This window comes from Agromyces binzhouensis (genome assembly GCF_042672355.1).
Taxonomy (GTDB): Bacteria; Actinomycetota; Actinomycetes; order Actinomycetales; family Microbacteriaceae; genus Agromyces; species Agromyces binzhouensis.
Genome location: NZ_JBHXVJ010000001.1, coordinates 355673 through 378900 on the forward strand (window position 1 = coordinate 355673; position 23228 = coordinate 378900).

General features: G+C 71.8%; 25 protein-coding genes. 3 read left to right on the forward strand and 22 right to left on the reverse strand.

Annotation, left to right across the window (positions count from 1 at the left end):
• The 10 genes from ACFVHK_RS01745 to ACFVHK_RS01790 all read right to left on the reverse strand — a co-directional run bounded on the left by ACFVHK_RS01745 (position 1) and on the right by ACFVHK_RS01790 (position 9306).
• Complete coding sequence (locus tag ACFVHK_RS01745; RefSeq protein WP_376927648.1) at positions 1 to 1944, reverse strand: cytochrome c oxidase assembly protein; 1944 nt, start codon at positions 1942 to 1944, stop codon at positions 1 to 3.
• Between the two features lie 210 nt (positions 1945 to 2154).
• Positions 2155 to 2442 (reverse strand): HU family DNA-binding protein, encoded by a 288-nt coding sequence (locus ACFVHK_RS01750; RefSeq protein ID WP_129233735.1) that lies wholly within the window; start codon positions 2440 to 2442, stop codon positions 2155 to 2157.
• 272 nt (positions 2443 to 2714) lie between these two features.
• Positions 2715 to 3020 carry a 30S ribosomal protein S14 gene (gene rpsN, locus ACFVHK_RS01755; protein WP_129233736.1) on the reverse strand — a complete coding sequence of 102 codons (306 nt, stop codon included), beginning with the start codon at positions 3018 to 3020 and terminating at the stop codon, positions 2715 to 2717.
• Between the two features lie 3 nt (positions 3021 to 3023).
• Complete coding sequence (gene rpmG / locus ACFVHK_RS01760) at positions 3024 to 3191, reverse strand: 50S ribosomal protein L33 (protein ID WP_022892462.1); 168 nt, start codon at positions 3189 to 3191, stop codon at positions 3024 to 3026.
• Positions 3191 to 3427: a 50S ribosomal protein L28 gene (gene rpmB / locus ACFVHK_RS01765; RefSeq protein ID WP_056727420.1), complete on the reverse strand. Its 237-nt coding sequence runs from the start codon at positions 3425 to 3427 to the stop codon at positions 3191 to 3193. The genes rpmG and rpmB overlap by 1 nt, the downstream gene beginning before the upstream one ends.
• Before the next feature lie 210 nt (positions 3428 to 3637).
• Positions 3638 to 4312, reverse strand: a complete 675-nt coding sequence (locus ACFVHK_RS01770; protein ID WP_376927315.1) for a hypothetical protein — start codon at positions 4310 to 4312, stop codon at positions 3638 to 3640.
• Positions 4313 to 4324: 12 nt separating this feature from the next.
• On the reverse strand, positions 4325 to 5692 hold the full coding sequence (locus ACFVHK_RS01775; RefSeq protein WP_376927316.1) for a glutamate decarboxylase: 1368 nt from the start codon (positions 5690 to 5692) through the stop codon (positions 4325 to 4327).
• Between the two features lie 170 nt (positions 5693 to 5862).
• Positions 5863 to 6756 carry a glycine betaine ABC transporter substrate-binding protein gene (locus ACFVHK_RS01780; RefSeq protein ID WP_376927317.1) on the reverse strand — a complete coding sequence of 298 codons (894 nt, stop codon included), beginning with the start codon at positions 6754 to 6756 and terminating at the stop codon, positions 5863 to 5865.
• Between the two features lie 154 nt (positions 6757 to 6910).
• On the reverse strand, positions 6911 to 7840 hold the full coding sequence (locus ACFVHK_RS01785; protein ID WP_376927318.1) for an ABC transporter permease: 930 nt from the start codon (positions 7838 to 7840) through the stop codon (positions 6911 to 6913).
• A complete protein-coding gene (locus ACFVHK_RS01790; protein ID WP_376927319.1) occupies positions 7837 to 9306 on the reverse strand; it encodes a quaternary amine ABC transporter ATP-binding protein in 1470 nt (489 codons plus the stop codon). The genes ACFVHK_RS01785 and ACFVHK_RS01790 overlap by 4 nt, the downstream gene beginning before the upstream one ends.
• Before the next feature lie 493 nt (positions 9307 to 9799).
• Here ACFVHK_RS01790 and ACFVHK_RS01795 point away from each other — a divergent pair, with 493 nt between their 5' ends.
• On the forward strand, positions 9800 to 10405 hold the full coding sequence (locus tag ACFVHK_RS01795; RefSeq protein WP_376927320.1) for a DUF2202 domain-containing protein: 606 nt from the start codon (positions 9800 to 9802) through the stop codon (positions 10403 to 10405).
• A gap of 24 nt (positions 10406 to 10429) precedes the next feature.
• Here ACFVHK_RS01795 and ACFVHK_RS01800 read toward each other — a convergent pair whose 3' ends face one another.
• Genes ACFVHK_RS01800 through ACFVHK_RS01820 form a run of 5 tightly spaced genes read right to left on the reverse strand, consistent with a single transcriptional unit; the run spans position 10430 to position 14416 of the window.
• Positions 10430 to 10834, reverse strand: a complete 405-nt coding sequence (locus ACFVHK_RS01800) for a Fur family transcriptional regulator (RefSeq protein ID WP_129234584.1) — start codon at positions 10832 to 10834, stop codon at positions 10430 to 10432.
• Positions 10831 to 11673, reverse strand: a complete 843-nt coding sequence (locus tag ACFVHK_RS01805) for a metal ABC transporter permease (protein WP_376927321.1) — start codon at positions 11671 to 11673, stop codon at positions 10831 to 10833. Before ACFVHK_RS01805 ends, ACFVHK_RS01800 begins: the two co-directional genes overlap by 4 nt.
• A complete protein-coding gene (locus tag ACFVHK_RS01810) occupies positions 11673 to 12581 on the reverse strand; it encodes a metal ABC transporter permease (RefSeq protein WP_376927322.1) in 909 nt (302 codons plus the stop codon). The genes ACFVHK_RS01805 and ACFVHK_RS01810 overlap by 1 nt, the downstream gene beginning before the upstream one ends.
• Positions 12582 to 12618: 37 nt before the next feature.
• Entirely contained in the window at positions 12619 to 13386 is a 768-nt protein-coding gene (locus ACFVHK_RS01815; RefSeq protein ID WP_376927323.1) for a metal ABC transporter ATP-binding protein, read from the reverse strand.
• A 4-nt stretch (positions 13387 to 13390) separates the two neighbouring features.
• Positions 13391 to 14416: a metal ABC transporter substrate-binding protein gene (locus tag ACFVHK_RS01820; protein WP_376927324.1), complete on the reverse strand. Its 1026-nt coding sequence runs from the start codon at positions 14414 to 14416 to the stop codon at positions 13391 to 13393.
• Between the two features lie 123 nt (positions 14417 to 14539).
• On the opposite strand from ACFVHK_RS01820, the gene ACFVHK_RS01825 reads away from it, so the two are divergent.
• The gene (locus ACFVHK_RS01825; protein WP_376927325.1) at positions 14540 to 15037 is read left to right on the forward strand and encodes a GNAT family N-acetyltransferase; all 498 of its coding nucleotides are present in this window, start codon (positions 14540 to 14542) and stop codon (positions 15035 to 15037) included.
• A gap of 37 nt (positions 15038 to 15074) precedes the next feature.
• Here the strand turns inward: ACFVHK_RS01825 and ACFVHK_RS01830 are convergent, their stop codons facing one another.
• From ACFVHK_RS01830 to ACFVHK_RS01845, 4 genes are all read right to left on the reverse strand, one after another.
• A complete protein-coding gene (locus ACFVHK_RS01830; protein ID WP_376927326.1) occupies positions 15075 to 16493 on the reverse strand; it encodes a dihydrolipoamide acetyltransferase family protein in 1419 nt (472 codons plus the stop codon).
• 47 nt (positions 16494 to 16540) lie between these two features.
• Positions 16541 to 17500, reverse strand: a complete 960-nt coding sequence (locus ACFVHK_RS01835) for an alpha-ketoacid dehydrogenase subunit beta (protein WP_376927649.1) — start codon at positions 17498 to 17500, stop codon at positions 16541 to 16543.
• A 65-nt stretch (positions 17501 to 17565) separates the two neighbouring features.
• Positions 17566 to 18699, reverse strand: a complete 1134-nt coding sequence (locus tag ACFVHK_RS01840) for a thiamine pyrophosphate-dependent dehydrogenase E1 component subunit alpha (RefSeq protein ID WP_376927327.1) — start codon at positions 18697 to 18699, stop codon at positions 17566 to 17568.
• Between the two features lie 43 nt (positions 18700 to 18742).
• Positions 18743 to 19825 (reverse strand): histidinol-phosphate transaminase, encoded by a 1083-nt coding sequence (locus tag ACFVHK_RS01845; protein WP_376927328.1) that lies wholly within the window; start codon positions 19823 to 19825, stop codon positions 18743 to 18745.
• Between the two features lie 52 nt (positions 19826 to 19877).
• On the opposite strand from ACFVHK_RS01845, the gene ACFVHK_RS01850 reads away from it, so the two are divergent.
• Positions 19878 to 20258, forward strand: coding sequence for a phage holin family protein (locus ACFVHK_RS01850; RefSeq protein ID WP_129234940.1), 381 nt, complete (start codon positions 19878 to 19880; stop codon positions 20256 to 20258).
• Positions 20259 to 20309: 51 nt separating this feature from the next.
• Here the strand turns inward: ACFVHK_RS01850 and ACFVHK_RS01855 are convergent, their stop codons facing one another.
• The 3 genes from ACFVHK_RS01855 to ACFVHK_RS01865 form a co-directional block, all read right to left on the reverse strand.
• On the reverse strand, positions 20310 to 21782 hold the full coding sequence (locus tag ACFVHK_RS01855) for a hypothetical protein (protein WP_376927329.1): 1473 nt from the start codon (positions 21780 to 21782) through the stop codon (positions 20310 to 20312).
• Positions 21779 to 22117, reverse strand: a complete 339-nt coding sequence (locus ACFVHK_RS01860; protein WP_376927330.1) for a hypothetical protein — start codon at positions 22115 to 22117, stop codon at positions 21779 to 21781. Before ACFVHK_RS01860 ends, ACFVHK_RS01855 begins: the two co-directional genes overlap by 4 nt.
• Positions 22118 to 22226: 109 nt before the next feature.
• Positions 22227 to 23120 carry an aminoglycoside phosphotransferase family protein gene (locus tag ACFVHK_RS01865; RefSeq protein WP_376927331.1) on the reverse strand — a complete coding sequence of 298 codons (894 nt, stop codon included), beginning with the start codon at positions 23118 to 23120 and terminating at the stop codon, positions 22227 to 22229.
• Positions 23121 to 23228 lie beyond the last annotated feature (108 nt).

The window sequence follows — 23228 nt, forward strand, 5'->3', positions numbered from 1 at the left end:
TCAGCGCACCCCGTCGCGCTCGGCGAGCGCCGAGAGCCGAGAGTTGTACTCCTCGAGCTCGGCATCGCCCGTGCGGTCGGCGTGCCGGTCGCGACGCCTGGACTCCTTCGCGTCGTCGCGCGACCACTGCACCGCCACGGTGATCGCGAGCGCAACCGTGGGGATCTCGCCGATCGACCAGGCGATGCCGCCGCCCAGCTGCTGGTCGGCGAGCGCGTCGGTGCCCCACCCCATGGCGCCGTACCAGTCGGCGAGCAGCAGCCCGGTGCCCATCATGATCGCGAGGCCGAAGAACGCGTGGAACGCCATCGTGCCGAGCAGCAGGAGCAACCGGAACGCGTACGGCAGCCGGTACGGCACCGGATCGATGCCGATGAGCGACTGGACGAAGAGGTACCCGGTGATGAGGAAGTGGGTGATCATCCACTCGTGCCCGATGTGGTCCTCCATCGACCACCGGAACAGCGGCGAGTAGTAGAACACCCAGAGCGAGCCCGCGAACAGCACCGCAGCGACGATCGGGTTCGCGATGATCGACGCGAACCTGGAGTGCACGGCGAGCAGGATCCACTCGCGCCCACCCCGGCTGCCGTCCTTCCGGGGTCGGATGGCGCGGGCCGCGAGCGTGACCGGCGCGCCGGGGACGAGCAGCACCGGCACCGCCATGGTCAGCATCATGTGCCCGAGCATGTGCGCGGAGAAGAGGTACTGCTCGTACGCGGCGACGCCGCCGCTCGTGACCCACGCGAGGAGCAGCAGGCCCGCGATCCAGAGCACGGTGCGGTAGATCGGCCAGCGGTCGCCGCGACGGCGGAGCCGGAGCACGCCCGCGACGTAGAAGAAGATGCCGAAGCCGCACGCGATGAGCCAGAGGAGGTCGGGGCTCCACTCGGTGAAGTAGCGCATGGCATCGGGGGCGGGAGGCAGGGGCTCGCCCGTGAGGATCTCGGCGGGCGTCCGCGCGAGTCCGCCCGAGACGTCCTCGTCGATCGGCGTGGCCGTCCGCGCGAGGGCCGCGGCCACGCCCGAGGCGATGCCCATGAAGGCCAGCTCGATGACGACGAGCAGCCAGAACGTCCGGTTCGCCGACCCGCCGGGTGCACCGCGGTCGCTCCGCGCCGCGTCCGCCCGGAGCATCCGGTCGATCATGACGCGCCGCTGCGCGGCGCCGAACAGGCCGAGCGCCACGAGCGCCGCCACCTTCGCGACCACCAGTACGCCGTACTGCGTGGCGAGCTGGTCCCAGGTGCCGATCCGGAGGGCGGCGCTCGCGTAGCCGGAGATCGCGACGACGATGAACGCGATGAGCGCGACCGTCGAGTAGCGCGTGAGCACGACCCCGAGGCGGTCGCCGTCGAGCGCGGGCTTCAGCAGCACGATCGTGAGGAGGCCGCCGAGCCAGGCCGCCGCGAAGACAAGGTGCAGCCCGAGCGCCGTGACCGCGTCGTCGTGCCCGGATGCGCCGGCCGCGTGGCCCTGCTGCGCCATCGGCACGAGCGCGACGACCGCGAGCACGGCGACGAACACGAGGGCGGTGTGGTTCCGCACGGCGAAGCAGAGCACGGTGACCGCGGCCGCGATGAGGGTCGTCGCGAGCCACGCCTGCCCGAGTTCGATCGACGTCACGAACTGGCCGAGCTGCTGGCCGAAGCGGTCCCCCAGCGAGAACTCGGCGCCCGTGACGAGCATGAAGGTCAGCACGCCGGTCGCGGCGCTCGCGACGGTGAGCACGGCGGCGGATGCCGCGGCCACGTCGAGCGCGAGGTCGAACTCGCGTCGCTTCGGGCTCAACGCCCAGACGGCGAGCACCAGTGCGCCGATCATCCCCGCGGCGCCGAGGTTCACGACGAGCTTCGCGACGGGGACGCCCCACCGTGCGATCGGGCCCGGGTCCTGGATCGGGTACGGCTCCGCGCCGCCGCCGTACGCGAGTGCGGCGGTCATCGCGGCGAGCGCGACGGCGACGAGTGCGGCTGGGCCCAGCACGCGGGCGGAACGGATCACCGTACGAGCCTAGGCGAGCCGGCTGGGAGCGATCGCCCGGCGGTCCCCGCGTGCGCCGCCGTCATCCGCCCCCTGGCACGACGAAGGGGCGCCCGGCAGTGCCGGGCGCCCCTTCGGGAGTCGCGGAATGCGTCTGCGGACGCGCGCGGGTTACTTCGCGGCGGCCTTGAGCTTGGAGCCTGCGGTCACCTTGACCGAGTTGCCGGCGGCGATCTGGATGGTCTCACCGGTCTGCGGGTTGCGGCCCGTGCGGGCGGCGCGGTGGGTGCGCTCGACGGCGAGCCAGCCCGGGATGGACACCTTGGTGCCCGAGCCGACCGACTCGGCGAGGGTGTCGAAGAAGCCGTTGAGCACGGCGTCGACGGCCGTCTGGCTCTGGCCCGTCGACGCGGCGATCTTGGCAACGAGCTCCGACTTGTTGAGCGACTTGTCAGCCATTGAATGTCCTCCTCGGACCTTCGCTGTTTATACAGCTGTCGTGTGGAAACACGGAGAACGGATCGCATCGATCGCCCCCGTAGCCGTTCAGGCCGCCTCGAATGTAGCAGAGTCCCGCGGAAACACGCGGATTTCCGGCCCGTTCGGGCAGGTTCGCGGGGGGCTTGACGGATGCCGCGGCATCCGTCGGACGCCCGCACCGGAGCACTGCGCGGGAACGACGAGAGGGGCGCCCCGGAAACCGGGACGCCCCTCTCGGGAAGCGGGTGGAGTTACCAGCTCGACTTCGTGATGCCGGGCAGCTCGCCGCGGTGCGCCATGTCACGGAAGCGGACGCGCGAGACGCCGAACTTCGTGAGCACGCCACGGGGGCGGCCGTCGATGGCGTCACGCGAGCGCACGCGCACGGGCGAGGCGTTGCGGGGCAGCTTCTGCAGGCCGACACGGGCGGCCTCGCGGGCCTCGTCGGTCGCGTTCGCGTCGACGAGCGTCTTCTTCAGCTCGGCGCGCTTCGCGGCGTAGCGGTCGACGACCACCTTGCGCTGCTCGTTGCGCGCGATCTTGCTCTTCTTCGCCATGTCTTAGCGCTCCTCTCGGAAGTCGACGTGCTTGCGCACCACGGGGTCGTACTTCTTGAGCACGAGACGGTCGGGGTTGTTGCGGCGGTTCTTGCGGGTCACGTAGGTGTACCCGGTGCCTGCCGTCGAACGGAGCTTGATGATGGGGCGGATGTCCTGTGCCTTCGCCATCAGAGCTTCACCCCCCGAGCCTGGATGTCCTTGATGACGGCCTCGATGCCGCGAGCGTCGATCACCTTGATGCCCTTGGCGGACACGTTCAGGGTGACGTTACGACGAAGCGAGGGCACGTAGTAGGTCTTCTTCTGCACGTTCGGGTCGAAGCGGCGCTTCGTCCGGCGGTGCGAGTGCGAGATGTTGTGTCCGAAGCCGGGAACGGCTCCGGTCACCTGGCACACTGCTGCCATTGGTCTTTCCTCCAATACCGAGGGGCCGGACGGCCCCTCCCAAGGTCTCTTGTCTGCTGACGAGCCCGCGTCGGAACCCGCGATTTCTCGCGTGTCACGGCAGGGGATCGTCGCGGTCTGGGCAGTGGAAGTACCCAGCCAAAGGTTCAGCTTACCAGATGGCCCGATGGGGGGCCGAATCACGCCCGTCGCGCCGGCCGAGGCCTCCCCTCAGGCCGCGACCGGACCGGGCGCGGCGGCGGGCTCGTCGGCGCCGATCGTCCGGCGCGACAGCAGCGCCGCGATGAGGAAGCACACGGCTCCGAGGAAGGTGCCGAGGTTCGCCCAGAGCAGGTTGTAGAAGGTCCCGGTGTCGGGCAGGACGTAGGCGCCGATCGCCGAGAAGCCGAAGAAGACCGAGCCGAACATGTTCAGCCAGGTGGCACGCCAGGTGCGGGCCTGGGTGTCCCAGAGCTGTCCGCGGTCCTTGGTCGCCACGAGCGCGAGCGCGCTCGACAGGAGGAAGGCGATCGACCCCCAGGCATCCGGTCGCCAGCCGACGCCGAGCCGGGTCGGGTCGGCGATCGCCGCCAGGAGGGCGCCGAAGGTGCTCACGTTGAAGAACAGCGTGCCGACGAACTGGATGGCCGACGCCCACCAGTCGGCGGCATCCGCCCGACCGGTGCCCTTCCGCGGCAGGTGCCGTCCGCTGAGGCTCAGCTGGATGAACGCGGCGAGGGTGAACAGGATGGACCCTCCGAAGAAGGTCCACCCGACCACGACCGGTCCCGCCCATTCGGCGTAGAACGGGACCGCGCCGACCAGGAAGCAGAGCGAGCCGGCGGCGAACCCCCACGCCTCGCGGCGCAGGCGCTGCCGCCGGCCTCCACCCGTCTCCGGTGCCACGGCGGCTCCCGCTCAGTGGTGGAATGCCTGGACGATGCCCTCGTGCGGCATCGGCGCGTCGAGGCCGTCGAGGAACTCCGTCTCCTCGCGGATGTCGCGCAACAGGTCCTCGGCGAGGTCATGGCTGAGGCCGTTGCGGCAGACGATGCGCATGACGGTCTGGTCGGACTGGTCGCCCGAGAGCGGGTACGCCGGAACGAGCCATCCCTTGATGCGAAGCCGCTCGGACAGGTGGTAGAGCGTCCACTTGTCGGTGTGGCCGGGCGTCTGCCGCCATGCGAAGACCGGGATGTCGGTGCCGTCGGTCAGCAGTTCGTACGCATCGAGCTTGCCGATCTCGCCCGAGAGGAACACGGCGACGTCCTGCGACGCCTGCTGGATCGCGGTGTACCCGAGCCGGCCGAGCCGCAGGAACCGGTAGTACTGCAGCAGCACCTGCGCGCCGGGCCGGGAGAAGTTGATCGCGAACGTCGGCATCGACCCGCCGAGGTAGCTCACCCGGAACACGAGGTCCTCGGGGAGCGCCGCGGTGTTCCGCCACACCACCCAGCCGACGCCCGGGTAGACGAGGCCGTACTTGTGGCCGGAGGTGTTGATCGACTGCACCCGCTCGACCCGGAAGTCCCATTCGAGGTCGGGCTGCAGGAACGGCGCGATCATGGCGCCGGACGCGCCGTCGACGTGGATCGGGACGTCGAGGCCGGTCGCCGCCTGGATCTCGTCGAGCTTCGCGGCGACCTTCGTCACGGGCTCGTACGAGCCCGTGTACGTGACGCCCATGATCACGACGACGCCGATCGTGTTCTCGTCGACCACGTCCTCGAGCCCGGTGCCGTCCATCAGGGGGTGCTCGTCGCTCGTGTCGATGAAGCGCATCTCGATGTCGAAGAAGTTGCAGAACTTCTCCCAGCACACCTGCACCGCGCTCGACATGATGAGGTTCGGCGTCTCGGTCGACTTCCCCGCCGCCCGGCGGGCGTGCTGCCAGCGGCGCTTCAGCGCGAGCCCGCCCAGCATGCACGCCTCCGACGAGCCGATGGTCGACGTGCCGATCGCGTCGTCGGGGTCGGGCGCATTCCACAGGTCGGCGAGGATCCGCCAGCAGTACTCCTCGATCGCCGCCGTGGCCGGGTACTCGTCCTTGTCGATCATGTTCTTGTCGAAGGCGTCGTGGTACAGCCGATCGCCGTGCTCGTCCATCCACGTCGTCACGAACGTCGCGAGGTTCAGGCGCGCGTTGCCGTCGAGCATCGACTCGTCGTGGATGATGCGGTACGCGGTCTCCGGCAGCATCGGCAGCTCCGGGATCCGCGTGTGCCGCGCGGTCGTCGCCTCCCCCGCCCGCGTGAACGTCGGCTCGAGCTCGTCGTCGTGGCGCATGGTTCCCCCTCCATCGCGTCGGCCGTCGATGGCCGCACCGATGCGGACCATAGTCCCCGCCGATCGGCGCCTCAAGGGCCGAAAGCACGACGAAGCGGATGCCGCGGGCACGACGTGCGCCCGCGGCATCCGCTTCTCGGCTCATCGCGCCGTCACGGCGCGGCCCGACCTCAGGAGGTCAGGGAGTCGACGTACTCCTGGTTGTCGGCGATCCACTGCTCCACGATGGGGCCGTAGTCGTCGGCGTCGTTCTCGTTGAACATGGCGTTCTCGAGGGAGTACAGCAGTTCGCTGTCCATCCGGAAGTCCTTCAGCCAGCCCGCGAGGGTCGGGTGGGTCTCCTCGAGGCTCGAGCTGCCGAACGAGTGGATGCCCTCGGCGTCGCCGAGCGTGCCCTCGGGGTCCTCGAGGTCCTTGAGCGCGAACGCGTCGTAGGCCCAGTGCGGGCGCCAGAGCGTGACGGCGATGTTCTCGCCCGCGTCGGTCGCCGCGGTGAGCTCGGCGAGCATGGCCGGGGTCGACGAGGTGAGGTAGTCCATGCCGTCGAGGCCGTAGGTCGGGATGACGCTGTCGGTCGTGACCCGGTTCAGGCCCGAACCCGGCTCGATGCCGACGAGGCGGTCGTCGAACGCGTCCGCGTTCGCGGCGAGGTCGGCGAGCGAGTCGACGGGGGCGTCCTCGTTCACGGCGATCGTGAGCTTGGCGTCCTCGTTCCAGGCGCCGAGGTCGACGATGTCGTCGCCGTACTGGTCGACGTAGTCGGCGTGCGTGATGGGCAGCCAGGTGTCGAGCGTGACGTCGTAGTCGCCGTCGCTCAGGCCCTGGAAGACCGGGGCGGCGTCGGCGTACTCGAGCTCGACGTCGTAGCCCTGCTCCTCGAGCACGGCCTTCCAGAGCTCGCTCGCTGCGATGCCCTCGTCCCAGCCGTTGAACACGGCGATGGTGAGGTCCTGGCGGTCGCCGTTGTCGAGGGTCTCGGCCTCGGCGCCCGAGGCGCAGCCGGAGAGGGCGAGCGCCGTGGCGCCGCCGAGGGCGAGGGTGGAGATCAGGTGACGCTTGGTCATGTGCAGGGTGTTCCTTTCCTCCCGTGTGCTGTGGCACGGGTGTCGGGGCTCCGCGCGCGGGTCCGCGCGGGGTTCCGGGAGCGGCGGATGCCGCGTCCCGGGCATGCCGGGGAGGCCCGCCGCTGGGGCGACGGGACGGTACCGGATGGTCTGGTTACGTGGTGGGCGCGAGCTCGGGCTCGCGCTCGGACGACGCGGACGGCTCGTCGGTGCGGCGTGCGGATGCGCCATCCGCTCGCCTCGTGCGCCGCGGACGTCGATCGCCCGAGCCGAACGCGCCCGTGATGCGGTCGAGCACGATCGCGAGGATCACGACCGAGAGCCCGGCTTCGAAGCCGAGGCCCACGTCGATGCGCGTGAGCGACTGCACGACGTCGCCGCCGAGGCCGCCGGCGCCGACCATGCCGGCGATGACGACCATCGAGAGCGAGAGCATGATGACCTGGTTGACGCCCGCCATGATCGACGGCATCGCGAGCGGCAGCTGGACCTGGCGGAGGATGCGCCACGGCGACGAGCCGAACGCGTGCCCCGCCTCGACGACCTCGCGGTCCACGCCGCGGATGCCGAGCTCGGTGAGCCGCACTCCCGGGGCCATCGCGAACACGATCGTCGCGACGATGCCCGGCACGACGCCGACCCGGAACAGGATCAGCGCGGGGATCAGGTACACGAACGCGGGCATCGTCTGCATGAAGTCGAGGATCGGGCGGATGACGCGGCTGGCCACGTCGTTCCGCGCGGCCAGGATCCCGAGCGGGATCGCGACGACCACCGCGATCGTGCTCGACACGAGCACGAGGGCGAGGGTGTCCATCGCGTTCTCCCACTGGTCGACGCCGACGATCACGAGGAGGCCGACCACGGTGCCCGCCGCGAGCTTCCAGCCCTTGGCGAACCAGGCCAGCGCCGCGATCACGAGGATCACGGCCCAGAACGGCGGCGTCGACAGGACGAGGTCGACGAGGTCGTAGAACCCCGCGAAGATCGCGCGGATCACGTCGAACAGGCCGTCGAGCACCTCGGTGAGCACGTCGATGGCGCCCTCGGCGAGCTCGCCGAGGGGGAGTCGGAACTCGTTCATGCGCGGCTCCCTTCGATCGGGGCGGCGGCACCCGTCGTTAGCGCCTCCTCGAGGCCCGGCGCGGGATCGGCCTCGGCCTCCTCCGTCGAGCGCAGCGTCTCGGTGATCACGTCGACGGGCACCGTGGCGGGCGACGTGATCGCGGGGAGCTCGCCGGTGTTCGCCGGGACGTTGCCGAGCGCGGCGAGGAGGGTGACCCGCGGAACGGCGCCGAGCAGGCGGTGCCGGTCGTCGACGACCGCGAGCGGCAGCTCGTGCTCGACCGCGCTGCCGAGCATCTCCGAGAGGGGGATGTCGGCGGCGACGGTTGCGATGTCGTCGCGGATGGCCGCGTCGAGCGTACGCTCGCCGCGCTGCACGAGGCGCAGCACCTCGCGATCGTGCGCGACGCCGAGGAGGCGCCGGCCGGGGGCCACGACGAACACGGTCGAGGTCTGCAGGTCGCGCATCGTCCGGAGCGCCGCACGCGGGCCGGCGGACGAGGACACGATCGCGCGGGGCGCCTCCATGACGTTGCCCGCCGTGAGGACGCGCGCCCGGTCGACGTCCTGCACGAACTGCGCGACGTAGTCGTCGGCCGGGTCGGTGAGGATCTCCTCAGCCGTGCCGAGCTGGACGATTCGACCGTCGCGCATGACGGCGATCCGGTCGCCGAGGAACATCGCCTCGTTCAGGTCGTGCGTGATGAAGACGATGGTCTTGCCGAGCTCCTGCTGCAGCTCGACGAGCTGCTCCTGCATCTCGCGGCGGATGAGCGGGTCGAGCGCCGAGAACGCCTCGTCCATGAGCAGGATGTCGGTGTCCGCGGCGAGCGCGCGGGCGAGCCCCACGCGCTGCTGCATGCCGCCCGAGAGCTCGGACGGCATCTTCTCGCCCCATCCGGCGAGGCCGACGCGGTCGAGGACCCGCGAGGCGCGCTCGCGACGCTCGTCGGCGCCCACGCCCTGGACCTCGAGGCCGTAGGCGGCGTTGTCGAGCACCGTGCGGTGCGGCAGCAGGGCGAAGTGCTGGAAGACCATCGAGACGTGGTCGCGGCGGATGGCGCGCAGGCGCTTGGGTGAGACGCCGGTGATCCGCTCCCCCATGACCTCGACCGATCCGGCGGTCGGCTCGAGCAGGCCGTTGAGCATGCGGATGAGCGTGGACTTGCCGGACCCGGAGAGGCCCATGACGACGAAGATCTCGCCGCGGCGGACGTCGAACTCGGCGTCGACGACGGCCGCGGTTCCGAGGTGGGCGATGTCGTCCCGGCTCGCGCCGTCGGCGAGGCGCTGGAGCGCTTCGCCGGGCTTGCGGCCGAAGAACCGGGTGAGTCCGCGGACCTCGAGGGCGGGTGGCGCGTGGCGGGCCGCGGCGGCGGCTGCGACGGCGTCGGGGGTGGGGTCGGGGTCGGGGTTCGTGCCGGGCGGCGCGGCGACATCCGGGGTCGCGACGCCGTCCGCGTGGGGGACGGATGATTCGAGCATGTGTGCAGGCGCTCCGAAGCGCGCTCGTCGCGCCGGCCATGGTGCGCTGCGGCCGGCGGGCAGGAGCGTGCTCAGGGTCACGGCCGGGTTCCGCGCGATCCGGGAGACGGGCTCGAGCCGCGGTGATGCTGTGCACCGGGCGAGCACCGAGTCCAGCGCGCCCGGCCATAGGAGCCGGACACCACGCAGGGAACCGTACGACCCCGGTGGGCACTCGGAGGAATGCCTGGCGACCGGGGGCGCGGACTGGGTGTGTGGTCCACGTGGACCGTCGTCAACCGTAGCCACGTTCTCGGCCGGTTCCCAAATCGTCCCGGGCGATTCGGTGCTGACCTGCGGTTTCCCACTGTGCGGGTGCCGACGGCCACGCGACGACGCGACGGGACCTCCGTCCCTCGCAATACCCTAGGGGTATTGGTAGCGTCGAACTGCGGCCGGATCCCCGGACCGCGAAGCCACGACCGCTTCGTCCCGTCCCCGAAAGGCGCACGCCATGCCCACCCGCAGGAGCACCCTCGTCAGCACCGTCGCCGCGATCGCCCTGGCGGGCTCGGTCGTGTCGCTCACGGCCTGCACGCCATCGCCGACGGACGCCGTCTCGGAGTCGACGGCCGAGATATCGGCCGAACCGACGACCCCGGCCACCGAGGCATCCGTCGACCCCGCTCCGGAGGACGCCGACGACACCGCAGCCGCGCTCCGCTACCTGATCGAGGAGGAGAAGCTGGCGCACGACGTCTACCTGGTGCTCGGCGACCTCTGGGACGCCCGGGTCTTCGCCAACATCACCGCGAGCGAGACGACGCACCAGGAACTCGTCGCGCCGCTGCTCTCGGCGCGCGGCATCGAGGACCCCCGCGCCGACGAGGTGGGCGTGTTCGCGGATCCCGACCTGCAGGCGCTCTACGACGAGCTCGTCGAGCGCGGGTCGACCAGCCTCGACGAGGCGATCCAGGTCGGCATCGCGATCGAGGAGAAGGACCTCGCCGACCTCGGGGCGGCGATCGCCGCCGAGGACGAGTCCGCCGTGATCAGCGTGCTCGAGCGGCTCTTCGCCGGCTCCGAGAACCACCTCGCGTCGTTCGAGCGCCTCGCCTGACGGCGCGGCCGGTGCGGGGCGGGCTCAGGCGCGAGCGCCCTCCACGGACTGCCGCGAGCACTCCGCGCACAGCCCGAAGACGTCGACGACGTGCGCCGGCGCCGTGAAGCCCTGCTCCGCCGCGACGCGCTGCGCCCACGTCTCGACCTCGTCGGCCGCGATCTCGACGGTCAGCCCGCAGTTCCGGCAGATGAGGTGGTGGTGATGGCCGGTGCTGCACGCGCGGTAGATCGCCTCGCCCTCGGGAGACTGCAGGCAGTCGGCGTCGCCGCTCGCCGCGAGGTCGCCGAGCGCCCGGTACACGGTCGCGAGCCCGATGGGCGACCCGCTCGCGTGCAGCGCCGAGTGGAGCGCCTGCGCGCTGATGAAGCCCTCGGTGCCGTCGAGCGCATCGCGCACCGCCTCGCGCTGCCAGGTGTTCCGTTTCATGCGATCCGTGCGTCCTCCGCGGTCTCCACCGGTATCGGAGCCCGCCTCGAGGGTAGCCGCCGCAGCTGTGAGCCGCCGAGCGCGACGAGGAAGAACGCGGTCGCCGCGAGCGCGATCGCCGGCCCCGCGGCCACCGCCAGCGCACGCGAGGCCAGCACCCCGATCACGCCGGACGCGGCCCCGATCACGGGCGCCGCGAACAGCACCCCTCGATAGGTCGACACGACGGCGCGCGCGGCGGCCGCGGGGGCGGCGATGAGCGCGATCGCGAGGATCGCGCCGACGGCCGGCAGCGAGCTGACGACGGATGCCGCGGTGAGCCCGAGCACGAGGAGCTCGACCGGCCACTCCCGGAACCCGGCGGCCCTGAAGCCGCCCGGATCGAACGTCGAGAAGGCGATCCGCGGACCGAACGCCGCCACCAGCGCGATCGCTCCGACGAGCACCACCGCCGCGAGCGCGATGTCGGCATCGCCGACCGTCAGGATCGACCCGACGAGGAGCGACTCGGGGCGGACCGGGATCCCCGGGATGAGGGCCTGGAGCAGCGCACCCGCGGCGAACCCGCCGGTGAGGACGATGCCCGCGGCGACCTGCGCCCCCTGGTGGCGGACTCGCGCGATCGCGACCACGACCGCCACGATCACGACGGATGCCACGGCCGCACCGAACGGGACGCTGAGTCCGAGCGCCGCCGCGGCCACGGCACCCGGGTAGGTGGCGTGCGTGAGCGCCTGTGCGAAGAACGTGCGACGGCGGAGCACCACGAGCGCGCCGACGAAGCCGGCGCCGGCGCCGATGACGACGGCCGCGAGGAGCGCGCGCTCGAAGTAGCCCATCACCGCTCCCCCGCCGTTCGGGCGCCGGCGCGCGCCGGGACGGGCGCCGGTGCCGAGCGGGTCGTCCGGTCGCGGACGACCCGGTACGCCAGCATCAGCGCGTACACCACGACGAAGACCGCGACGACCGTGCTTCCGGCCGGGAGGTCGATGCCGGCGCCGACCGACGCGCCGAATCCGACGGCGAGCCCGAGCCAGGCGCTGACGGCGCCGACCGCCGCCGCGATCGGGAAGAGCCGCCACAGGTGCACGGTCGCGAGTCGGGCGGATGCCCCGGGGACGATGAGCAGCGCCAGCACGAGGAGGGTCCCCACCGTGCTGGCTCCGGCGACCACCACGAGCGCGATCGACGCGTTCAGGACGAGGTCGAGGGCGAGTCCGCGATCCCCTGCTGCGCGACTGCCGTGCGGATCGAACGCACGGAAGACCTGCTGCTTCAGCGTCGCCCCGACGGCGACGGCCGCGACGAGCGACACGACGACGAGCGGCACGACATCCTCGGGCGCGATCGTGAGCACGCGGCCGAACAGGAGCGCCTCGAGCTCCCCCGCGTAGTCCTCGCTCCGCGAGACCACGATCACGCCGACGCTGAACGTGGCCGTGAGCACGACGGCCACCGCGGCGTCGGACGTCACCCCCGCCCGGAGGAAGAGGGTGAGCAGGACCGCGCCGATGAGCGCTGCGATGGCCGCGCCCGGCACGAGTCCCGCCGTGCCGCCGACCGCGAGTCCGATCGCGAGCCCCGGGAAGACCGCATGGGTGAGCCCGTCGCTGATGAACTCGAGGCCGCGCAGGTTGACGAGCACGCCGACGATCCCGGCGACGATCGAGAGCACGAGCAGCACGAGCAGTGCGCGGCCCATGAACGGCAGCGCGAATGCGCCGAAGAGCGCGTCGCCCAGGCTCATCGCGAACCACTCCCCCGGTCGCATGCCCGAACCGGCATCAATGCCCCTCGTGCCCCGGGACGACCACCGTGTGCTCGTCGATCTCGACGCCGACGCCCTCGAAGCACTCCTGCACGTTCTCGAGCGTCAGCACGTCGTCGACGGGGCCGCAGCCCACCTGGCCGCCGTTGACCAGGAGCACCGTGTCGCACACCTGGCGCGCGAGTTCGAGGTCGTGGGTCGAGACGATGATCGCGACCCCGCGGCGCTTCAGGGTGCGAACGGTCTCGATGAGCGCGTCGCGGTTCGCCTGGTCGAGCCCGTTGAACGGCTCGTCCAGGAGGAGGAGCACGGGCTCGGAGGCGAGCGCGCGCGCCAGCATCCCCCGCTGGCGCTGACCGCCCGAGAGCTCCCCGAACCGCCGGCGGGCGCGGTCCGCGAGACCCACCGTCTCGAGCGCGCCGCGCACGACCTCCCGATCGCGGCGTCCGGGCCAGCGCAGCAGGCCGAGCCGCCGGTAGCGTCCCTGCATCACGACCTGTTCGAGGTTGATCGGGAAGTCGGGGTCGAGGTCCGATGACTGCGGCAGGAAGCCGATCATGCCGTCTGAAGCATGTTCGGAACCGCCGACCCGCATGCTGCCCTCGACGAGCGGCACGAGGCCGAGGATGCCCCGGAGGAGCGTCGACTTGCCCGCGCCGTTCGGCCCGATGACCGCGACGGCCTCGCCGGGCGCGACCGACAGTCGCAAGCCGGCGATGCCGGCCCCTCCGGGATGCCGGAACGCGGCGTCCCGGAGGACCAGGATGGGTCCGGAGTCGCTCATGCGGTCATCCTCCCAGCACGGAGGGCGACGGGGAAGGCGTGACGCCCCACGACTCGAGGATCAGGCGCGCGTTGTGCAACTGGCTGCCGAGGTACGTCTCGCCTTCGGTGCCCGGCTGGCCGAGCGAGTCGCCGTAGAGCGCGTCCTCGCCGGAGTAGACCGCGACCCCCGCCTCGTCGGCGATGGTCTCGGCCGCCTTCGGCGAGATGGACGCCTCGGAGAAGACCGCCTGCACGCCGGTCGCCACGATGCGTTCGACCAGCTCGTCGATCTCTGCCGCGCTCGGCTCGGCGTTGTCGTCGAAGCTCGGGATCACGCTGCCGACGAAGGTGATGTCGTAGGCGTGGAGGAAGTAGGTGAACGCGTCGTGGTTCGTCACGAGGAGTCGCTCCTCGACGGGCACGGTCGCGACGTTCTCGTCAATCCACGCGTCGAGGGCGTCGAGTCGGGCCGTGTACTCGTCCGCGTTCGCGGCGACCGCGTCGGCGTCGATGCCGGGGACGTCGGCCAGCCCCTCGGCGATGTTCGCCACCATCCGCTCGGCGAGCACGGGATCGGTCCACACGTGCGGGTTCCCGTCGGCGTGGTCGTCGGCATGGTCGTCGCCGTCGCCGTCCGCCTCGGCGTCGTGATCGTGGTCGTGGTCGTCCTCCGTGGCCTCGAGCTCGATGCCGGTGCTGGCATCGATGAGGACGCCGTCGAACCCGGACGCGTCGACCGCGTCGTCGATCCACGACTCGAGCCCGGCGCCGTTCACGACGAGCGCGTCGGCCTCTCCCAGCGCGAGCAGCTGCGCGGCGGACGGGTCGAACGAGTGCGCGCTCTGGCCGGGCTGGAGGAGGCCCGTCACCTCGGCGGACTCCCCCGCGACCTCGCGGGCGAAGTCCGCGACCTGCGTGGTCGTCGCGACCACCTGCACGCCGTCCGACTCCGAGCCGCCGGGTGTCGCGCATCCCGCGAGCAGCGTGACGGATGCCGCCCCGAGGGCGAGGGCGGACCAGTGGGTGCGACGAATGGAAGCGCTGGACATGCCACGAGGGTACGCGTTATTGATAATGATTGTCAAAACCATCTGTCGGGCATCCGGTCGTTCGCGTGACGTTCTGTGCACGGGGGCTGTCGCTCGTCGGTCGTCCATGCGAGAGTGTCAGCCGTGGAAACCGCCACGAGTCCCATCACCCTGCACCCGTTCACCCCCTCCGACGCCGAACGCCTGCTCGACGGCCATGTCGACCCGGTCGACGGCTGGGAGGGCGGCTACTCGTTCACCGACGAACCCGAGCTCCTCGCCGACTACCTTCGCGCAGCGCGGCGCGACGGCGACCCGGCGCCCTACGGCCCCTACCTCGTCCGACGCCTCGGCGCCGACGGAGAGGCCGGCGCCGCCGTCGGCGGCGTCAACCTCTTCGGGCCTCCCGACGACCGCGGCGCGGTCGAGTTCGCGTTCGGACTCGTGCCCGCCGCCCGAGGCGCCGGATTGTCCCAGCACGTGGTCGACGCCGCGCTCGACGTGCTCCGCGAGGCGGGCGCGCTCATCGCCCGCGCCGAATGCGAGATCGCGAACCTCCCAGCGCGTCGCGTCCTCGAGCAGGCCGGCCTGGGCGAGGTCGGCCGATCCGACGGCATGGTCGCCTTCGAGATCCGGCTCTGAGTCGAGCCTGCGAGGCGTCCGGCGTTCGGCGCGCCCGCTACTCGAGCAGGAGCGCCGGCTCCTCGATGATCGACGCCACGTCCGCGAGGAAGCGGCTGGCGACGTCGCCGTCGACGACCCGGTGATCGAACGACCCGCCGATCGTCGTCACGAACCGCGGCCGGACCTCGCCGTCGACCACCCACGGCTTCTGCCGGATGGTGCCCAGTGCGACGATCGCCACCTCGCCGGTGTTGAGGATCGGCGTGCCGGTGTCCATGCCGAAGACGCCGATGTTCGTGATCGTGATCGTGCCGCCCTGCATCTCGGCGGGCTGCGTCTTCCCCTCCCGCGCGGTCAGCGTGAGCTGCTCGAGCGCGGTGGCGAGCTCGACCATCGTCATGGCCTGCGCCTCCTTGACGTTCGGGACGATCAGCCCGCGAGGGGTCGCCGCCGCGACGCCGAGGTTCACGTAGTGCTTCACGATGATCTCGTCGTCGGTCCACTGCGCGTTCACGGTCGGGTTCCGGCGTGCAGCCCAGATCATCGCCTTCGCCATGATGAGCAGCGGCGACACCCTGACCCCCGCGAAGTCGGGGGAGGCCTTCAGCCGCTTGACGTACTCCATGGTGCGCGTCGCATCGACGTCGACGAAGACGGACACATGCGGCGCGGAGTATGCACTCTGCACCATCGTCTGCGCGATCGCCTTGCGCACGCCCTTGACGGGGATGCGGGTCTCGCGGTCGGCCGGCAGCTCGGGCGTCTGGATGTTGCGGAAGACGCTGGCCTGACTGGCCTCGCGGATGACGTCGTCACGGGTGATGTCGCCGATCGGACCGGTCGGCGCGACGCGCGACAGGTCGACGCCGAGGTCCTTCGCGAGCTTCCGGATCGGGGGCTTGGCGATCACCGGAACGCCGTCATCGTGGCGTTCAGCGGCTCGGATCGGCTCTGCCGGCGCGGATGCGGGCGCCGCGGGACGCGGTGCCGGCGCAGTCGCGGGGACCGCGGGCGGCGCCGGCGGGGGAGCGAGGTGCTCGTGCGCACCGCCCGGCGCGGGATGCCGGCGGCGACGGCTCTGGCCCGGCCCGCTGCTGCCGTGGCCCACGAGCACGGCACCGACGTCGTCGCTCGGCGCCGAGTTCGAGGCCGTCGGCGCGGGTGCCGCGGGAGCCGCGACGGGCGCTTCCGCCGGTGCGGGCGCGCCGTCGGGCGTCGACATGCCGTCGGCGGCATCCGTCTGGATCACCAGGATCGGCGTCCCGACGTCGACCGTTCGTCCCTCCTCGACGAGCAGCTCCGTCACGGTGCCCTCGAATGCGCTCGGAAGCTCGACGAGCGACTTCGCCGTCTCGATCTCGACGAAGACCTGGTCGAGCGAGATGCGCTCGCCGGGCGCGACGCGCCACTGCACGATCTCGGCCTCGGTCAGGCCTTCGCCCACGTCGGGAAGCGGGAATCGGATCTCGCTCATCGTGCTCCTCAGGTTCGAAGGTGCGGGGTCGGCGTGCGACCCCCGGGTCAGTAGGACAGCGACCGGTCGACGGCCTCGAGCACCCGGTCGGCGCTCGGCAGGTACTCGGTCTCGAGTGCGGCCGGCGGGAACGGGGTGTCGAAGCTCGAGACCCTCAGCACCGGCGCCTCGAGCGAGTAGAACGCCCGCTCGGCGACCGTCGCGGCGATCTCGGACCCGACGCTCACGAAGCCGTACGCCTCCTGCGCGACGACGAGACGTCCGGTGCGCTGCACCGAGTCGACGATCGGGCCGAAGTCGATGGGGGAGAGGGAGCGCAGGTCCACGACCTCGAGGCTCCGGCCCTCCTCGGCGGCGATGTCCGCCGCCTGAAGCAGCGTCGCGATCATCGCGCCGTGACCGACCACGGTGACGTCATCACCGCGACGGACGACCCGGCTCGCGTGCAACGGCAGCCCGGCGTGGTCGTGGTCGACGGGCCCCTTGGGCCAGTAACGGCTCTTGGGCTCGAAGAAGAGCACGGGGTCGTTCGAGGCGATCGCCTCCTGGATCATCCAGTACGCGTCGTGCGGCGACGACGGACTCACCACGCGAAGACCCGGTGTGTGCGCGAAGTACGCCTCCGGGCTCTCCTGGTGGTGCTCGATGGAGCCGATGTGGCCGCCGTAGGGCACGCGGATGACCACCGGCATCGGCATTCCGCCGTCGTGGCGGAGGTTCATGCGCGCCAGCTGGGTGGTGATCTGGTCGAACGCGGGGAAGATGAACCCGTCGAACTGGATCTCGAGCACCGGACGGTAGCCGCGCATCGCCATGCCGATCGCGGTGCCCACGATGCCCGACTCGGCGAGCGGGCTGTCGAGCACCCGGCGTTCGCCGAACTCGGCCACGAGGCCCTCGGTCACGCGGAACACGCCGCCGAGCGGCCCGATGTCCTCACCCATGAGCAGGACCTTCGGGTCGTTGCGCATCGCCTCACGGAGCCCGGCGTTGATGGCCTTCGCCATCGACAGCGTGTGCACGCCACGGAGTTCGGGCGCCGCGGCCGACGCGTCGGCGATGGTCTCGACCGTCATGCCTGGTCTCCTTCGAACGAGTTCTCGTACTCCTCGAGCCACGCGGCCTGCGCCTCGACCAGCGGGTGGGACTCGACGTACACGTGGGCGAAGATGTCGCTGCGCGGGGGAGCGGTGACGTCGAGCGCGCGCGTCCTGACGCCGGCCGCGACGTCCGCGGCCTCCTCGTCGACGCGGTCGAAGTACTCGGCCGATGCTCCGCGGCCCTCGAGCCACGTGCGGAAGCGCACGATCGGATCGCGTGCGGTCCAGTACGCGACCTCGTCGTCCGTCCGGTACTTGGTGGGATCGTCGGCGGTGGTGTGCGCGCCCATGCGATAGGTCACCGCCTCGATGAACGACGGTCCCTCGCCGGCGCGGGCCTCCTCGAGCGCCCGCCGGGTCACGGCGTAGCTCGCGAGCACGTCGTTGCCGTCGACCCGGATGCCCGGCATGCCGAAGCCGCCGCCGCGCAGCGACAGCGGGCTGCGCGACTGACGCGAGACCGGGACCGAGATCGCCCACTGGTTGTTCTGCACGAAGAACACCTGGGGGGTGTTGTAGCTCGAGGCGAACACGAGCGCCTCGTTCGCGTCGCCCTGCGACGTCGAGCCGTCGCCGTAGTAGACGAGCACCGCGGCATCCGCCTCGGGGTCGCCGGTCGCGGTCGCGCCGTCGAACTGCATTCCCATCGCGTAGCCGGTCGCGTGCAGCGTCTGCGAAGCCAGCACGAGCGTGTAGAGGTGGAAGTTGCCGTTCTCCTCGGGCGTCCAGCCGCCCAGGGTGGCGCCGCGGAAGAGCTTCAGGATGGCGACCGGGTCGAGACCGCGGATCATGCCGACGATGTGCTCGCGGTAGGACGGGAAGATGTGGTCCTGCGGGCGCGCGGCGCGCGCGGAGCCGACCTGGGCGGCCTCCTGGCCGTGGCTCGGGACCCAGAGCGCGAGCTGGCCCTGGCGCTGGAGGTTCGCGCCGGTGACGTCGACCCGTCGCGAGATCACCATGTCGCGGTAGAACTGCTCGAGCGCGGCATCGGGCAGCGCCTCGACCAGCGGCAGGTACTCCTCCGCCTCGGGCGTCGGACGAAGGTCGCCCTCGGGCGTCAGGAGCTGGACCGTCGGAGCGGTGAAGTCGCGTGAGGGGGCTGCCACCGTTCCACGGTACCCGCTCGATGTGGGGCCCTTCTTGTGGAGGTCAGACAAGCTCCCCGAGAAGCCTTAGGAGTACGTCCACAGACTCGTGCTCGCCGACCGACACCCGGATGCCATCGCCGGGGAACGCTCGCGCGACGATGCCGCCGTCGAAGAGCGCCTCGGCGACCTCCATCGTGCGATCACCGGTCGGCAGCCACACGAAGTTGCCCTGCGCCACCGGGATGTCCCATCCCTGCTCGATGAGCGCGTCGCGCACGGCTTCGCGGCGCTCGGCGAGCGTGTCGACGCGACGGAGGAGCTCCTCCTCGTTGGCCGGCTCGAGCGCAGCGAGCGCACCCGCGGTGGCGACGGCGGTCACGCCGAGGGGGATCGCCGTCGCACGTGCGGCGTCGAGGATCGGGACCGGGCCGATGGCGTAGCCGACGCGCACGCCGGCGAGGCCGTACGCCTTCGAGAAGGTCCGGAGCACGACGAGGTTCGGGTACCGGCCGATGAGCGCACTGCCGTCGACGGATGCCGGGTCGCGCACGAACTCCGCGTACGCCTCGTCGAGCAGCACGAGCCGGTCCGCCGGCACCCGCGCCATGAACCGCTCGAACTCGTCGGCGGTGACGGGGACACCGGTCGGGTTGTTGGGGGAGCACACGATCACGACGCGCGTGCGGTCGGTCACCGCAGCCGCCATCGCGTCCAGGTCGTGGCCGTGGTCGGGCCGGTTCGGGACCTGCACGCTTGTCGCGCCGGCGACCGTGACGAGCCCGGGGTACGCCTCGAACGAGCGCCACGAGTAGACGACCTCGTCACCCGGGCCGGCTGCGGCGAGCACGAACTGCGCGATCAGCGACACCGATCCGGCGCCGATGATCACCTCGTCGACGCTCACGCCGAACCGTTCGGCCAGCCGTTCGCGGAGCAGGAGCGCGGTGGCGTCCGGATACCGGTGGACCTCCGAGGCGGCGGTGGAGATGGCCGCCTCGACGGCCGGGACGGGCGGCCAGGGGTTCTCGTTGCTCGACAGCTTGAAGCCGTCCGCCGGGGCCGGCCGGCCCTGACGATACGGCGGAAGCGCGGCGATCTCCGGGCGCAGGCGCACCTGCGGGGGCGTGGGCTCCGATGCGGTCACGGCATCCACCGTACCCCTTCGCTCGAGGGCCACCCGCTGCCATAGTTGGGGGATGCGCTTCCTCCTGAAGGTCATCGTCGTCGCATTCGCACTCTGGCTCACGACCCTCATCGTCTCCGGCGTGAGCGTCGTGCCCTACGAGGACTCGGAATTCGCGACCGTGCTCACGTACCTGCTCATCGCCGCGATCTTCGGCATCGTCAACGCGACGATCGGCACGTTCGTGCGCATCGTCGGGTTCCCGCTCTACGTGCTGACGCTCGGGCTCATCTCGTTCATCGTCAACGGGCTGCTGCTGCTGCTCGTCGACTGGATCAGCAGCCTGATGGGCTTCGGACTCGTGGTCGACGGATTCTGGTGGGGCGTGCTCGGTGCGCTGGTGCTCGGCCTCATCAGCTGGCTGATCGGACTGATCGTCCGGCCGACCGACTGAGTTCGCCGGCCGGGCTCGCCCGCCGGCCGGGCGGCCCCCTCCCTGCTCCGGTCACTCCGGCACCCGCTCGCTCCGCCAGTACGAGACGGCGGCGGGGGCGGTCCCCTCGGTGAAGTCCGACAGCAGGTCGCGGAACTCCGCGAGCTTCGGGTCGTCGTCGCGATCGATCAGGCGGGCCGTCTCGCGGTACCGCACCATCGCGTGCGCGGGCACCGCATCGCCCGGCGCGGCGACGAGCGCGCCGAGGCTTCGCCCCACTTCGATGCGACCGCCGGCCGCGACGCCCGATCCCGCCGTGGCCGGCACGAGGTCCTCGCGGTGCGTCACCGACAGCAGTGGCGTGTCACCGGTCGCCACCTGGGCGACGGGTCCGCCGAAGCTGACCGCGGCCACGACCCCGAGGTCGGGATCGGCGGCCGCGTTCGCCGCGACCATGCCGCCGGCCGAGTGGCCGACCACGATCACGGGGTCGCCGGCCCTCACCCCGGCCTCGGCCATCGCTGAACGGAGCGTACGCTCGGACGCCGCCGCTTCCGACGGCAGGCCGATGAGGTCGTGCACGACGGATGCCCCGGCGATCGCGTGCAGGTTCGCGGTCATGTCGTACGGCTCCGTGGCGGGCGTCATCGCGAAGTCGGCGGTGCCCGCCGAGTACACGATCCACCGCGCTCCGCCGGCGGAGTCGTAGCGCTCGATCCGGACCTGCGGCCCGCCAGCGGCGGAGGGCGGGATCCGATCGGCGAGGTCGGCGATGCCGCGCACCGGAGCGGGCACTCCGCTCGCGTCGGTCCGTGGTCCGCGCACGGACCGCGGCTCGGTGACGGCCGTCTCCCGGAGGCTGCGCGACCCCGCCATGAGGCCCACGACCCCCGCCGCGGCCAGGACGATTCCTGCGTTCTCAGGCGCGTCGAAGCCGGAACCTGCGGCGAACAGCCCCTGCGCGCGGAAGAATCCGGCCAGGAATTCGTCGGCCTGATCGGCGGCGGAGCGGACGAGTTCGACGAACGCCGGGTCGGAGAGGATCGGCAGGCCGTGTTCCGCGAGGACGGCGTGGACGGCCTCGTCGTAGCGGTCCGGATCCGAGATGTGGGCGAGGATGCTGCCCACGGCGACCGGACCCAGCGCGATCGCGGCGGCGGAGGCTGCGGGGAGCACCATGCCCGACGCGGCGACGCCGAGCAGCCCGGCGGCGACCCGGCGTCCGGCCTCGGCGAGGCCCGCGACCAGGCCCTCCGCCATCACGTACCGCGTCGCGCTCAGCCCCAGCGACGCCGAGAGCACGGATGCGGCCCGGCCCGCCGATCCGAAACCTGCCTGGGCGGTGTCGAGGTCGATCGCCGCGCCCCGGGCGCGATCGGCCGGGTCGGACGTCGCCACCGTCTCCGCCTCCACGCGGAGGGCTGCGGCACGGGCGGCCCACCCGTCAACCAGGTGCGCCACCGCCGACAGGCGCACGGCCTCGGCGATGAGCGACTCCGTCTCGACGGAGTGCGGGCCGCCGCTGCGGACGTCGAGTCCGCTCACCACTCGCCGCCCGCGCCGGACACCGGACGATCCGGTGTCACGATCGAGCGGGCTGCGGCGCACGCCTCCCGTGCACGCTCGCGCTCGACCGCGAGCCGATCCTCGGCATCGAGCAGCGAACGTTCGGCACCGGCGAGCGCGAAGCGGAGTTCACGAGCACGATCCGCGTAGAGCTCTGCCGCGTCGTCGTGCCATCCCTCGAGACGTTCGAGCACGAGTCCCGGCCGGACCTGCTCGACCTCGACGCGAAGTCGTCTCAGGGCCCAGAGCGCCTGATCGATCGCCCCGAGTCGGAGTTCGGCTGCGGCGGGGGAGGCGGACGTGGACGGGATCACCCCGCGATCCTCGCCCTCGGCCCGGGCCGGCATGTGCGCGAACCCCGATCGCATGCGCCGCTCGACCGGAGTCGGGCTGGGGAGGACGGCACGCCCGCGCCGGAGTGCGTCAGTCGAGGCGCACCTGCTCCAACGCGACCGACGCGACCGCTCCGAACGGTCCCGACGGCCCGGTGCGGTCCACGACCGCGGATGCGATCACGAGCGCCCATCCGCGTGCGCGGTCCCAAGTCGCCTCGTCGACCCCGCGGCGCTCCTCGAGCTCGGTCCGGAAGCGCCGCCGAGCGCTCGGACCGAAGGTCAGCCACGCCGTCGCCAGGTCGGTCGCCGGGTCGCCGGCCGTGACGTCGCCGAAGTCGACCACGGCCACGAGCGCGCCGGAGGGCGCGAGCAGGAGGTTGTGCGGGTGCAGGTCGCCGTGCAACCACACGGCCGGACCCGCCCACGCGGATGCCGCGAGCGCGCGCTCCCACACGGACACCAGTCCCGCGGCATCCGGGATCCGCCCGCTCGCCAGTCGTGCCCGGACGTCGTCGTCCCGGTGCGCGAGCGGGACGCCGCGCCAGGCGTTGCGCGGCGCGTCCGCCGGCGCCGGGGTCGCGCCGAGCTCGGCGACGAAGGAGGCGAGAGCGTTCACGGCGACGCCGCGCGTGGCCAGGTCGAACGCGAGCCCGCTCGCCCCGCTGAACCACGGCACGATGCTCCAGGGCGCGTCGTACCCGAGCTCGGGCGCCGGCCGTCCGTTCCGCACCGGCGAGGGCACGGCGACCGGCAGGCGCGCGGCGAGCTCGGGGAGCCAGCGCTGCTCGTGCGCCATGAGGTCGACCGCCTCGCGCCGCCGAGGCATCCGGGTCGCGAGGTCGTCTCCGAGCCGGAACATCGCGTTGTCCCAGCCGTTCGCGACGAACCGCACCTCGCCGTCGAGGTCGGGGTGCTGGGCCCGGACCAGCCGCGCGGCGAGCGCCTCGTCGACGTGGAGGTCGGGCGGCGGGGCATCCGTCACGGCCGTCTCCCTTCGCGCACGGTCACCGCGGGGGTCCGGTGCGGCACCGGTGCGATACCCGCACCCGATCCCGCTCTGTTCCACGCCCCGGATTCGGTCCAGAATAGG